8 protein-coding genes and 1 rRNA gene are annotated in these 14,218 nt (G+C 50.4%); 6 read left to right on the forward strand and 3 right to left on the reverse strand.

Annotated features, from left to right (window positions below):
* Window positions 1-104: ribosomal RNA gene (gene rrf, locus ACJHX3_RS20800) — 5S ribosomal RNA — on the forward strand; the annotation flags it as partial.
* Window positions 105-388: 284 nt separating this feature from the next.
* Here the strand turns inward: rrf and ACJHX3_RS20805 are convergent.
* Window positions 389-832: an acetyltransferase gene (locus tag ACJHX3_RS20805; protein WP_000236993.1), complete on the reverse strand. Its 444-nt coding sequence runs from the start codon at window positions 830-832 to the stop codon at window positions 389-391.
* A 156-nt stretch (window positions 833-988) separates the two neighbouring features.
* Between ACJHX3_RS20805 and metA the strand changes: the two genes are divergently transcribed.
* The 4 genes from metA (at window position 989) to aceK (ending at window position 6,907) form a co-directional block, all read left to right on the forward strand.
* Window positions 989-1,918: a homoserine O-succinyltransferase gene (gene metA / locus ACJHX3_RS20810; protein WP_001122782.1), complete on the forward strand. Its 930-nt coding sequence runs from the start codon at window positions 989-991 to the stop codon at window positions 1,916-1,918.
* A gap of 268 nt (window positions 1,919-2,186) precedes the next feature.
* Window positions 2,187-3,788: a malate synthase A gene (gene aceB, locus ACJHX3_RS20815; protein WP_000138866.1), complete on the forward strand. Its 1,602-nt coding sequence runs from the start codon at window positions 2,187-2,189 to the stop codon at window positions 3,786-3,788.
* A 29-nt stretch (window positions 3,789-3,817) separates the two neighbouring features.
* The gene (aceA, locus tag ACJHX3_RS20820) at window positions 3,818-5,122 is read left to right on the forward strand and encodes an isocitrate lyase (RefSeq protein ID WP_000857856.1); all 1,305 of its coding nucleotides are present in this window, start codon (window positions 3,818-3,820) and stop codon (window positions 5,120-5,122) included.
* Between the two features lie 48 nt (window positions 5,123-5,170).
* The gene (aceK, locus tag ACJHX3_RS20825) at window positions 5,171-6,907 is read left to right on the forward strand and encodes a bifunctional isocitrate dehydrogenase kinase/phosphatase (RefSeq protein ID WP_094308020.1); all 1,737 of its coding nucleotides are present in this window, start codon (window positions 5,171-5,173) and stop codon (window positions 6,905-6,907) included.
* Here the strand turns inward: aceK and espL4 are convergent.
* Together espL4 and iclR are read right to left on the reverse strand one after the other, a co-directional pair.
* Window positions 6,876-9,062 (reverse strand): type III secretion system effector EspL4, encoded by a 2,187-nt coding sequence (gene espL4 / locus ACJHX3_RS20830; RefSeq protein WP_094308021.1) that lies wholly within the window; start codon window positions 9,060-9,062, stop codon window positions 6,876-6,878. The genes aceK and espL4 overlap by 32 nt on opposite strands.
* Before the next feature lie 316 nt (window positions 9,063-9,378).
* Window positions 9,379-10,203: a glyoxylate bypass operon transcriptional repressor IclR gene (gene iclR, locus ACJHX3_RS20835; protein ID WP_000226403.1), complete on the reverse strand. Its 825-nt coding sequence runs from the start codon at window positions 10,201-10,203 to the stop codon at window positions 9,379-9,381.
* A 199-nt stretch (window positions 10,204-10,402) separates the two neighbouring features.
* On the opposite strand from iclR, the gene metH reads away from it, so the two are divergent.
* Window positions 10,403-14,086: a methionine synthase gene (gene metH / locus ACJHX3_RS20840; RefSeq protein WP_000096062.1), complete on the forward strand. Its 3,684-nt coding sequence runs from the start codon at window positions 10,403-10,405 to the stop codon at window positions 14,084-14,086.
* Window positions 14,087-14,218: the final 132 nt, after the last annotated feature.

Raw genomic sequence — 14,218 nt, forward strand, 5'->3', positions numbered from 1 at the left:
AGCGCGGTGGTCCCACCTGACCCCATGCCGAACTCAGAAGTGAAACGCCGTAGCGCCGATGGTAGTGTGGGGTCTCCCCATGCGAGAGTAGGGAACTGCCAGGCATCAAATAAAACGAAAGGCTCAGTCGGAAGACTGGGCCTTTTGTTTTATCTGTTGTTTGTCGGTGAACGCTCTCCTGAGTAGGACAAATCCGCCGGGAGCGGATTTGAACGTTGCGAAGCAACGGCCCGGAGGGTGGCGGGCAGGACGCCCGCCATAAACTGCCAGGCATCAAATTAAGCGAAAGGCCATCCGTCAGGATGGCCTTTTTGCGTTGGTGCAAAAAAAATGCCGGGTGCGACGCTGGCGCGTCTTCTCCAGCCTGGGCAGGCACGGCAGGGGCAGCTTATTCCCCCACATACGCCAGATTCAGCAACGGATACGGTTTCCCCAAATCGTCCACCTCAGAGCGTCCCGTAACCTTAAAACCCACCTTCTTATAGAACCCAACCGCCTGCTCATTTTGCTCATTAACGTTGGTTGTCAGTTCCGGTGCCATCGAGAGCGCATGCTTCACCAGCATCCGACCCACGCCGCAGCCGCGCACATCAGGATCGATAAACAGCGCATCCATATGCTGCCCACTTGACAACATAAACCCAACCGGCCGATCCCGCTCATTAACCGCGACCCACAACGGCGCTTCCGGCAGGAAGGAACGCACCAGCTCTTCCAGCTCGGCCCGATACTCTGCTGATAAAAAATCGTGAGTGGCATCGACAGAACGGCACCAAATCGCAACCAGTTCCTCCCCTTCCTCATGCCGTGAGCGGCGAATACTAATAACCATTTTCTCTCCTTTTCGTCATTCTTATATTCTAACGTAGCCTTTTCCTTGAAACTTTCTCACCTTCAACATGCAGACTCGACATTGGCAAATTTTCTGGTTATCTTCAGCTATCTGGATGTCTAAACGTATAAGCGTATGTAGTGAGGTAATCAGGTTATGCCGATTCGTGTGCCGGACGAGCTACCCGCCGTCAATTTCTTGCGTGAAGAAAACGTCTTTGTGATGACAACTTCTCGTGCGTCTGGTCAGGAAATTCGTCCACTTAAGGTTCTGATCCTAAACCTGATGCCGAAGAAGATTGAAACTGAAAATCAGTTTCTGCGCCTGCTTTCAAACTCACCTTTGCAGGTCGATATTCAGCTGTTGCGCATCGATTCCCGTGAATCGCGCAACACGCCCGCAGAGCATCTGAATAACTTCTACTGTAACTTTGAAGATATTCAGGAACAAAACTTTGACGGTCTGATAGTTACCGGCGCGCCGCTGGGCCTGGTGGAGTTTAATGATGTCGCTTACTGGCCGCAGATCAAACAGGTGCTGGAGTGGTCGAAAGATCACGTCACCTCGACGCTGTTTGTCTGTTGGGCGGTCCAAGCCGCGCTCAATATCCTCTACGGCATTCCTAAGCAAACCCGCACCGACAAACTCTCTGGCGTTTACGAGCATCATATTCTCCATCCTCATGCGCTTCTGACGCGTGGCTTTGATGATTCATTCCTGGCACCACATTCGCGCTATGCTGACTTTCCGGCAGCGTTGATTCGTGATTATACCGATCTGGAAATTCTGGCAGAGACGGAAGAAGGGGATGCATATCTGTTTGCCAGCAAAGATAAGCGCATTGCCTTTGTGACGGGCCATCCCGAATATGATGCGCAAACGCTGGCGCAGGAATTTTTCCGCGATGTGGAAGCCGGACTGGACCCGGATGTACCGTATAACTATTTTCCGCATAATGATCCGCAAAATACACCGCGAGCGAGCTGGCGTAGTCACGGTAATTTGCTGTTTACCAACTGGCTCAACTATTACGTCTACCAGATCACGCCATACGATCTACGGCACATGAATCCAACGCTGGATTAATCTTCTGTGATAGTCGATCGTTAAGCGATTCAGCACCTTACCTCAGGCACCTTCGGGTGCCTTTTTTATTTCCGAAACGCACCTCAGTAGGTGAATAAATTTTATTCATATTGTTATCAATAAGTTATAAGGTATTTTTAATTAAAATGGAAATTGTTTTTGATTTTGCATTTTAAATGAGTAGTCTTAGTTGTGCTGAACGAAAAGCGCACAACGATCCTTCGTTCACAGTGGGGAAGTTTTCGGATCCATGACGAGGAGCTGCACGATGACTGAACAGGCAACAACAACCGATGAACTGGCTTTCATAAGGCCGTATGGCGAGCAGGAGAAGCAAATTCTTACTGCCGAAGCGGTAGAATTTCTGACTGAGCTGGTGACGCATTTTACGCCACAACGCAATAAACTTCTGGCAGCGCGCATTCAGCAGCAGCAGGATATCGATAACGGAACGTTGCCTGATTTTATTTCGGAAACAGCTTCCATTCGTGATGCTGACTGGAAAATTCGTGGTATTCCCGCGGACTTACAAGATCGTCGGGTAGAGATTACCGGCCCGGTTGAGCGCAAGATGGTGATCAACGCGCTCAACGCCAATGTGAAAGTCTTTATGGCCGATTTCGAAGATTCACTGGCACCAGACTGGAACAAAGTGATCGACGGGCAAATTAACCTGCGTGATGCAGTTAACGGCACCATCAGCTATACCAATGAAGCAGGCAAAATTTATCAGCTCAAGCCCAATCCAGCGGTGTTGATTTGTCGGGTACGCGGTCTGCACTTGCCGGAAAAACATGTCACCTGGCGTGGTGAGGCAATCCCCGGTAGCCTGTTTGATTTTGCGCTCTATTTCTTCCACAACTATCAGGCACTGTTGGCAAAGGGCAGCGGTCCCTATTTCTATCTGCCGAAAACCCAGTCCTGGCAGGAAGCGGCCTGGTGGAGCGAAGTCTTCAGCTATGCAGAAGATCGCTTTAATCTGCCGCGCGGCACCATCAAGGCGACGTTGCTGATTGAAACGCTGCCCGCCGTGTTCCAGATGGATGAAATCCTTCACGCGCTGCGTGACCATATTGTTGGTCTGAACTGCGGTCGTTGGGATTACATCTTCAGCTATATCAAAACGTTGAAAAACTATCCCGATCGCGTCCTGCCAGACAGACAGGCAGTGACGATGGATAAACCGTTCCTTAATGCCTACTCACGCCTGCTGATTAAAACCTGCCATAAACGCGGTGCTTTTGCTATGGGCGGCATGGCAGCGTTTATTCCGAGCAAAGATGAAGAGCGTAATAACCAGGTGCTCAACAAAGTAAAAGCGGATAAAGCGCTGGAAGCCAATAACGGTCACGATGGCACATGGATCGCTCACCCAGGCCTTGCGGATACGGCAATGGCGGTATTCAACGACATTCTCGGCTCCCGTAAAAATCAGCTTGAAGTGATGCGCGAACAAGACGCGCCGATTACTGCCGATCAGCTGCTGGCACCTTGTGATGGTGAACGCACCGAAGAAGGTATGCGCGCCAACATTCGCGTGGCTGTGCAGTACATCGAAGCATGGATCTCCGGCAACGGCTGCGTGCCGATTTATGGCCTGATGGAAGATGCGGCGACGGCTGAAATTTCCCGTACCTCGATCTGGCAGTGGATCCATCATCAAAAAACGTTGAGCAATGGCAAACCGGTGTCCAAAGCCTTGTTCCGCCAGATGCTGGGCGAAGAGATGAAAGTCATTGCCAGCGAACTGGGCGAAGAACGTTTCTCCCAGGGGCGTTTTGACGATGCCGCACGCTTGATGGAACAGATCACCACTTCCGATGAGTTAATAGATTTCCTGACCCTGCCAGGCTACCGCCTGTTAGCGTAAACCACCACATAACTATGGAGCATCTGCACATGAAAACCCGTACACAACAAATTGAAGAATTACAGAAAGAGTGGACTCAACCGCGTTGGGAAGGCATTACTCGCCCGTACAGCGCGGAAGATGTGGTGAAATTACGCGGTTCAGTCAATCCTGAATGCACCCTGGCGCAACTGGGCGCGGCGAAAATGTGGCGTCTGCTGCACGGCGAGTCGAAAAAAGGCTACATCAACAGCCTCGGCGCACTGACTGGCGGTCAGGCGCTGCAACAGGCGAAAGCGGGTATTGAAGCAGTCTATCTGTCGGGATGGCAGGTAGCGGCGGACGCTAACCTGGCGGCCAGCATGTATCCGGATCAGTCGCTCTATCCGGCAAACTCGGTGCCAGCTGTGGTGGAGCGGATCAACAATACTTTCCGCCGTGCGGATCAGATCCAATGGTCCGCGGGCATTGAGCCGGGCGATCCGCGCTATGTCGATTACTTCCTGCCGATCGTTGCCGATGCGGAAGCCGGTTTTGGCGGTGTCCTGAATGCCTTTGAACTGATGAAAGCGATGATTGAAGCCGGTGCAGCGGCAGTTCACTTCGAAGATCAGCTGGCATCAGTGAAGAAATGCGGTCACATGGGCGGCAAAGTTTTAGTGCCAACTCAGGAAGCTATTCAGAAACTGGTCGCGGCGCGTCTGGCAGCTGACGTGACGGGCGTTCCAACCCTGCTGGTTGCTCGTACCGATGCCGATGCGGCGGATCTGATTACCTCCGATTGCGACCCATATGACAGCGAATTTATTACCGGCGAGCGTACCAGCGAAGGCTTCTTCCGTACTCATGCAGGTATTGAACAAGCGATCAGCCGTGGCCTGGCGTATGCGCCATATGCTGACCTGGTATGGTGTGAAACCTCCACGCCAGACCTGGAACTGGCGCGTCGCTTTGCACAAGCTATCCACGCGAAATATCCGGGCAAACTGCTGGCTTATAACTGCTCGCCGTCGTTCAACTGGCAGAAAAACCTCGACGACAAAACTATTGCCAGCTTCCAGCAGCAGCTGTCGGATATGGGCTACAAGTTCCAGTTCATCACCCTGGCAGGCATCCACAGCATGTGGTTTAACATGTTCGACCTGGCAAATGCCTATGCCCAGGGCGAAGGCATGAAGCATTACGTTGAGAAAGTGCAGCAGCCGGAATTTGCCGCTGCGAAAGATGGCTATACCTTCGTATCTCACCAGCAGGAAGTGGGTACAGGTTATTTCGATAAAGTGACGACCATTATTCAGGGCGGCACGTCTTCAGTCACCGCGCTGACCGGCTCCACCGAAGAATCGCAGTTCTAACAACCAACGCCCCTTTCCGTAAGGCGAGGGGCGAATTAAGGAGAGGCGATGCCGCGTGGCCTGGAATTACTGATTGCACAAACCATTTTGCAAGGTTTCGACGCTCAGTATGGTCGATTCCTCGAAGTGACTTCCGGGGCGCAGCAGCGTTTCGAACAAGCCGACTGGCACGCTGTCCAGCAGGCGATGAAAAACCGTATCCATCTTTACGATCATCACGTGGGTCTGGTCGTGGAGCAACTGCGCTGCATTACCAACGGCCAAAGCACGGACGCGGCATTTTTACTGCGCGTCAAAGAGCATTACACCCGGCTGTTGCCGGATTACCCGCGCTTCGAGATTGCGGAGAGCTTTTTTAACTCCGTGTACTGTCGGTTATTTGACCACCGCTCGCTTACTCCCGAGCGGCTTTTTATCTTTAGCTCCCAGCCAGAGCGCCGTTTTCGTACCATTCCCCGCCCGCTGGCGAAAGACTTTCACCCCGATCACGGCTGGGAATCTCTGCTGATGCGCGTTATCAGCGATCTGCCGCTGCGTCTGCGTTGGCAGAATAAAAGCCGTGACATTCATTACATCGTTCGCCATCTGACGGAAACGCTGGGGACAGACAACCTCGCGGAAAGTCATTTACAGGTGGCGAACGAACTGTTTTACCGCAATAAAGCCGCCTGGCTGGTAGGCAAACTGATCACGCCTTCCGGCACATTGCCATTTTTGCTGCCGATCCACCAGACGGACGACGGCGAGTTATTTATTGATACCTGCCTGACGACGACCGCCGAAGCGAGCATTGTTTTTGGCTTTGCGCGTTCTTATTTTATGGTTTACGCGCCGCTGCCCGCAGCACTGGTCGAGTGGCTACGGGAAATTCTGCCAGGTAAAACCACCGCTGAATTGTATATGGCTATCGGCTGCCAGAAGCACGCCAAAACCGAAAGCTACCGCGAATATCTCGTTTATCTCCAGGGCTGTAATGAGCAGTTCATTGAAGCGCCGGGTATTCGTGGCATGGTGATGCTGGTGTTTACGCTGCCGGGCTTTGATCGGGTATTCAAAGTGATCAAAGACAAGTTCGCGCCGCAGAAAGAGATGTCTGCCGCTCACGTTCGCGCCTGCTATCAACTGGTGAAAGAGCACGATCGCGTGGGCCGAATGGCGGACACCCAGGAGTTTGAAAACTTTGTGCTGGAGAAGCGGCATATTTCCCCGGCATTAATGGCATTACTGCTCCAGGAAGCAGCGGAAAAAATCACCGATCTCGGCGAACAAATTGTGCTTCGCCATCTTTATATTGAGCGGCGGATGGTGCCGCTCAATATCTGGCTGGAACAAGTGGAAGGTCAGCAGTTGCGCGATGCCATTGAAGAATACGGTAACGCTATTCGCCAGCTTGCCGCTGCTAACATTTTCCCTGGCGACATGCTGTTTAAAAACTTCGGTGTCACCCGTCACGGGCGTGTGGTGTTTTATGATTACGACGAAATTTGCTACATGACGGAAGTGAACTTCCGCGACATCCCGCCGCCGCGCTACCCGGAGGACGAACTTGCCAGCGAACCGTGGTACAGCGTCTCGCCGGGCGATGTTTTCCCGGAAGAGTTTCGCCACTGGCTATGCGCCGACCCCCGCATTGGGCCACTCTTTGAAGAGATGCACGCCGACCTGTTCCGCGCTGATTACTGGCGCGCACTACAAAACCGTATTCGTGAAGGACATGTGGAAGATGTTTATGCGTATCGGCGCAGGCAAAGATTTAGCGTACGGTATGGGGAGATGCTTTTTTGAGTAAAGCTTCCATATAATTTTTCTCCGCAATGTATCGAGGGTTATCCGTAAAGCCAAAGCTTTCAGCCATCTTATTTATCGTATTAAGGATTAATTCAGCAATAACCCGGTGATCCAATTCAAAAGCCAACTCAAAGGCAGAGTATTTTTGTGGCGCTTTGTGTTGCCAAAAATCCATAATATCTTCAGCAGTAAATCCAAACAGACGTGCATGGTCAGATAAAGCAAGATAAACCGTCTCTACAACGTTTTGTTGTTTATGCTGTATCGCTGAAAACAAACCGGGATATTCATTAGAATTATTTGCCAGGAGGAGGGGCTTCATATTTTTTTTATCGAATTTAAACGTATTAAACAGAGTGGGTAATGCGTTAAAAATAGTCTTAATAACGTTCATATGTCCGCGCTGCATGGCCATAAACAAACCCGTGTCGCGCGCAAGACTTTTAGCGGTCAGAAGATCTACAATATCGGAAGCTGAAATGTTAATTTCCTGGGCCAGACAGGGTAATGCTTCGAGAATAACTTTCACGATATCGCTATGTCCATTTTGCATCGCCAGGTATAGTCCTGGGCAACCATAAAAATCCTTTGCCTTCAGGAGATCGAGTACCTGTTCTTTAGTCAAATGACATGTGCGAATTAACAAAGGTAACGCGTCCAAAACAATTTTCAGCATGTCGGCATCACCATTCGCCATAACATGGTATAAAACATGGCTGGACGTTCTATTTTTGGCACTCAGGAATTTATACACCTGTTCATTATCTAAATGATGTGTTGCGGCCAGTTTAGGTAAGACGTTCAGAATCGAGGTTACAACATTTTTATCCTTACGTGATATCGCTAAAAATAATCCAGAAAAACCATTTTTATCTTTTGCCTCCAGAATATGCATGAGATTTTTTTTCGAGAGTAACCCTTCATATCCTGGCTCTGACAATGAATTGAAAATAGTCTCAACGATATCCGCATTACCATAATTTATAGCCAAATATAAACCGGGGAGGTTAATACTATTATAGGCAGTCAACATTTCTGTTCTATGTAGTTCTGGCATTTTCTGGAGTTGAGTCATCAGTTGCGTAAGTTGATGATTCTGACCAATTGCCATTAGCAAATTCATCGTTGCAGGTGATAATGGAGGGGTTATTTCATCCACAGATCCTTTTAGCATCAATAGCTGTTCTTTCGGAAGTGCTGGAATTATTGCAACAGATTGGTTAATAACATGATCATTTGACCATTTCAGGAGGCTATAATCTACATTCATAAAGTCCATCAGTGAATAGTGTTTAATATCCTCTTTACTTTCGCTCATGATTCTTATTTTATCGTTAGTTACATTTGGATCATAAACCGAAACCACGTAATGGGTACATCCTTCAGTTGTGTTCTTTATTCTTAGCCGGACCGTCAAAGCATGGTTATCCACCAATAATATGGCTGCCATAACACTGATGCCATTTGATGCCATCTTGTCAAAATATGCTTTCATAACTAGCCCGAAATCACCGCAGGCAGCAACGCAACGCCCCTCAGGACGGCTGGAAATCAACGCCAAAGTCTGGTTTTTGCATTTTTTGTTGAAGTGAGTGAGAAATTTTTCAGCTGAAGAGTAATCATCTTTATGAGGTTTGTAGTCAACATTCTGATAAATATCATTAATATATTGTGCAGCAATGTGTCGGCATACTATACGGTTTTGGGGTCGCCCCGGAAAATAACATTGACCATTAAGTTTAATTCTTGGAAATTCTTTTTCTTTTCTATCTGATTTTAGATTTAATTTTTGTTTATCAAGAGTGTCTGAGCGTTGAGGTAAAATTTCCATCAGGTATTCTTCAAATATTGGAGCAATGGTTTGAGTGAGTGTCGTGTTTTCATTTTTATTAATTATCGTAATTTCTTTTTTATCAGTCTGTAAGACGGACGTGGAAAACTTAATGACAAAATCCTTGTTACTAAAGATATGACGACCATTTTGTCTACAGTTCTCTGAGAAGCTTTTTAATAGAGGCGTCGCCAGCTCCTTGCCAGAAAATTTATCCTCGAGTTCTTTATAAAACAATTCACTCAGGGTTTGGTGTTCATTTGTCTGGGCTGTATTATTAATATTTGCAGAGAAAGAACTACGAGGAATACGAGTAATCATTTAAATATCTCATTGTTTATTGATGTCTTGAATTTTAACTATCAGAACAGTGAAAAAATTTAATATGATTACAAGTAAAGAAATATCATAAATCGCTCAATCTCATAATGCAGCCGTAAAAGTTTCGGTGGAATGAGATCTTGCGATTTTGTTAATAATTAAGTGGTTTGATGTTTAAAAATAATACTGAGTTAATAAAAGTGTGTGAAGTGTATGACATTAAGTTATTTTGGCGTCAATGCGATTAACAGACACCCTTATTCTATTGCCACTCAGGTATGATGGGCAGAATATTGCCTCTGCCCGCCAGAAAAAGTCAGCGCATTCCACCGTACGCCAGCGTCACTTCCTTCGCCGCTTTAATCACCATCGCGCCAAACTCGGTCACACGGTCATCGGTAATACGTGAAATCGGTCCGGAAATAGAAATTGCGGCAAACGGTTCACGGTGCTCATCGAAAATACACGCTGCAAGGCAACGTAGCCCCAGCGCATGTTCCTCATCGTCAAATGAATAACCCCGTTTGCGCGTTTGGGCGAGATCTTCTTTTAAATGCACAGGAGACACCAGCGTCGCGTGGGTATAGGCATGTAAGCCTTTGCGATGCAGTAACTTCGTCACCTGCTCTTCACTTAATTGGGCTAAAAAGGCTTTACCCGCACCGGAAGCGTGCATCGGTAATTTACCGCCGATAGGCGCGGACATTCGCATCAGGTGGGTACACTGTACCTGGTCGATAATAATCGCTTCATGATCGCTTTGATCAAGCACCGCCATATTGACCGTTTCGCCAGACTCTTCCATTAGATTGCGCAGGATAGGGTGAACAATTGCTAACAAATTACGGCTCTGGAGAAAGCTGCTGCCGACCATAAAGGCATGTGCGCCGATTGCCCAGTGTCCCAGTTCGCCAACCTGACGCACGAAACCCTGCTGTTGCATCGTGGTTAGCAGGCGGTGGGTCGTGGAATTGGGTAACCCGGCTTGTTGCGCCAGCTCCGTGAGTGCCACACTGCCATTGGATTCGGCAATCCACTCCAGTAATTTCAGGCCACGCGTTAAAGACTGAACCTGTCCAGTCGCTGGTGCGGTGGCAACGGCGGGTTTTCTGCCGCGTTTCGCGGGAATGGGTGCGACCATGACAGTCTCCTTTTTCTGTATCGTGGAAATCATTTTCATTTTTATTGTTAGCTAATGCAATAGTTGCTGAACTGATCCGATGAGTTAATGTTGAACAAATCTCATGTTGCGTGGTGGTCGCTTTTACCACAGATGCGTTTATGCCAGTATGGTTTGTTGAATTTTTATTAAATCTGGGTTGAGCGTGTCGGGAGCAAGTGTGAGCAGCAAAGTGGAACAACTGCGTGCGCAGTTAAATGAACGTATTCTGGTGCTGGACGGCGGTATGGGCACTATGATCCAGAGCTATCGACTGAACGAAGCCGATTTTCGTGGTGAACGCTTTGCCGACTGGCCATGCGACCTCAAAGGCAACAACGACCTGCTGGTACTCAGTAAACCGGAAGTGATCGCCGCTATCCACAACGCCTACTTTGAAGCGGGCGCGGATATCATCGAAACCAACACCTTCAACTCCACAACCATTGCGATGGCGGATTACCAGATGGAATCCCTGTCGGCGGAAATCAACTTTGCGGCGGCGAAACTGGCGCGCGCCTGTGCTGATGAGTGGACCGCGCGCACGCCGGAGAAACCGCGCTACGTTGCCGGTGTTCTCGGCCCGACCAACCGCACGGCGTCTATTTCTCCGGACGTCAACGATCCGGCATTCCGCAACATCACTTTTGACCAGCTGGTGGCGGCCTATCGCGAATCCACCAAAGCGCTGGTGGAAGGTGGTGCGGATCTGATCCTGATTGAAACCGTTTTCGACACCCTTAACGCCAAAGCGGCGGTCTTTGCGGTGAAAACGGAGTTTGAAGCGCTGGGCGTTGAGCTGCCGATTATGATCTCCGGCACCATCACCGACGCCTCCGGGCGCACGCTCTCCGGGCAGACCACCGAAGCGTTTTATAACTCTCTGCGCCACGCCGAAGCGCTGACTTTCGGCCTTAACTGTGCGCTGGGGCCAGACGAACTGCGCCAGTACGTGCAGGAATTATCACGGATTGCGGAATGCTACGTCACAGCGCACCCGAACGCCGGGCTACCCAACGCCTTTGGTGAGTACGATCTCGACGCCGACACGATGGCAAAACAGATACGTGAATGGGCGCAAGCGGGCTTTCTCAATATCGTCGGCGGCTGCTGTGGCACCACGCCACAACATATTGCCGCGATGACTCGTGCAGTAGAAGGATTAGCGCCGCGCAAACTGCCGGAAATCCCCGTAGCCTGCCGTTTGTCCGGCCTGGAGCCGCTGAGCATTGGCGAAGATAGCCTGTTTGTGAACGTGGGTGAACGCACCAACGTCACCGGTTCCGCTAAGTTCAAGCGCCTGATCAAAGAAGAGAAATACAGCGAGGCACTGGATGTGGCCCGCCAGCAGGTGGAAAACGGTGCGCAGATTATCGATATCAATATGGATGAAGGGATGCTCGACGCCGAAGCGGCGATGGTGCGTTTTCTCAATCTGATTGCCGGTGAACCGGATATCGCTCGCGTGCCGATTATGATCGACTCCTCAAAATGGGATGTCATTGAAAAAGGTCTGAAGTGTATCCAGGGCAAAGGCATTGTTAACTCTATTTCGATGAAAGAAGGCGTCGACGCTTTTATCCATCACGCGAAATTGTTGCGTCGTTACGGTGCGGCAGTTGTGGTAATGGCCTTTGACGAACAGGGGCAGGCCGATACCCGCGCGCGGAAAATCGAGATTTGCCGTCGGGCGTACAAAATCCTCACCGAAGAGGTTGGCTTCCCGCCAGAAGATATCATCTTCGACCCGAACATCTTCGCGGTCGCAACTGGCATTGAAGAGCACAACAACTACGCACAGGACTTTATCGGCGCGTGTGAAGACATCAAACGCGAACTGCCGCACGCGCTGATTTCCGGCGGCGTATCTAACGTTTCTTTCTCATTCCGTGGTAACGATCCGGTGCGCGAAGCCATTCACGCGGTGTTCCTCTACTACGCTATTCGCAATGGCATGGATATGGGGATCGTCAACGCCGGGCAGCTGGCGATTTACGACGACCTACCCGCTGAACTGCGCGACGCGGTGGAAGATGTGATTCTTAACCGTCGCGACGATGGCACTGAGCGTTTACTGGAGCTTGCCGAGAAATATCGCGGCAGCAAAACCGACGACACCGCCAACGCCCAGCAGGCGGAGTGGCGCTCGTGGGAAGTGAATAAACGTCTGGAATACTCGCTGGTCAAAGGCATTACCGAGTTTATCGAGCAGGATACCGAAGAAGCCCGCCAGCAGGCTACGCGCCCGATTGAAGTGATTGAAGGCCCGTTGATGGACGGCATGAACGTGGTCGGCGATCTGTTCGGCGAAGGCAAAATGTTCCTGCCACAGGTGGTCAAATCGGCGCGTGTGATGAAGCAGGCGGTGGCCTACCTCGAACCGTTTATTGAAGCCAGCAAAGAGCAGGGCAAAACCAACGGCAAGATGGTGATCGCCACCGTGAAGGGCGACGTCCACGACATCGGTAAAAATATCGTTGGTGTGGTGCTGCAATGTAACAACTACGAAATTGTCGATCTCGGCGTGATGGTGCCTGCGGAAAAAATTCTCCGTACCGCCAAAGAAGTGAATGCTGATTTGATTGGCCTTTCAGGATTGATCACGCCGTCGCTGGACGAGATGGTTAACGTGGCGAAAGAGATGGAGCGTCAGGGCTTCACCATTCCGTTACTGATTGGCGGCGCGACCACCTCAAAAGCGCACACGGCGGTGAAAATTGAGCAGAACTACAGCGGCCCGACGGTGTATGTACAGAACGCATCGCGCACCGTTGGTGTGGTGGCGGCGCTGCTTTCCGATACTCAGCGTGATGATTTTGTCGCTCGTACCCGCAAGGAGTACGAAACCGTACGTATTCAGCACGGGCGCAAGAAACCGCGCACACCACCGGTCACGCTGGAAGCGGCGCGTGATAACGACTTCGCTTTTGACTGGCAGGCTTATACGCCGCCGGTGGCGCACCGTCTCGGCGTGCAGGAAGTCGAAGCCAGCATCGAAACGCTGCGTAATTACATCGACTGGACACCGTTCTTTATGACCTGGTCGCTGGCCGGGAAGTATCCGCGCATTCTGGAAGATGAAGTGGTAGGCGTTGAGGCGCAGCGGCTGTTTAAAGACGCCAACGACATGCTGGATAAATTAAGCGCCGAAAAAACGCTGAATCCGCGTGGCGTGGTGGGCCTGTTCCCGGCAAACCGTGTGGGCGATGACATTGAAATCTACCGTGACGAAACGCGTACCCATGTGATCAACGTCAGCCACCATCTGCGTCAACAGACCGAAAAAACCGGCTTCGCTAACTACTGTCTCGCTGACTTCGTTGCGCCGAAGCTTTCTGGTAAAGCAGATTACATCGGTGCATTTGCCGTGACTGGCGGGCTGGAAGAGGACGCACTGGCTGATGCCTTTGAAGCGCAGCACGATGATTACAACAAAATCATGGTGAAAGCGCTTGCCGACCGTTTAGCCGAAGCCTTTGCGGAGTATCTCCATGAGCGTGTGCGTAAAGTCTACTGGGGCTATGCGCCGAACGAGAACCTCAGCAACGAAGAGCTGATCCGCGAAAACTATCAGGGCATCCGTCCGGCACCGGGCTATCCGGCCTGCCCGGAACATACGGAAAAAGCCACCATCTGGGAGCTGCTGGAAGTGGAAAAACACACTGGCATGAAACTCACAGAATCTTTCGCCATGTGGCCTGGTGCATCGGTTTCGGGTTGGTACTTCAGCCACCCGGACAGCAAGTATTACGCGGTGGCGCAAATCCAGCGCGATCAGGTTGAAGACTATGCCCGCCGTAAAGGTATGAGCGTCTCAGATGTTGAGCGCTGGCTGGCACCGAATCTGGGGTATGACGCGGACTGATTCACAAATCTGTCACTTTTCCTTACAACAAACAGGGCGCTCAATGAGTGCCCTGTCTCTTTATTAATATGAAACACTTATACTGGAATCAGGCTGGAATAATCTTAGCCGGAAAAACGAAGGTCAAAAGGC

This window comes from Escherichia sp. WS1265 (assembly GCF_046487585.1).
Lineage (GTDB): Bacteria > Pseudomonadota > Gammaproteobacteria > Enterobacterales > Enterobacteriaceae > Escherichia > Escherichia coli.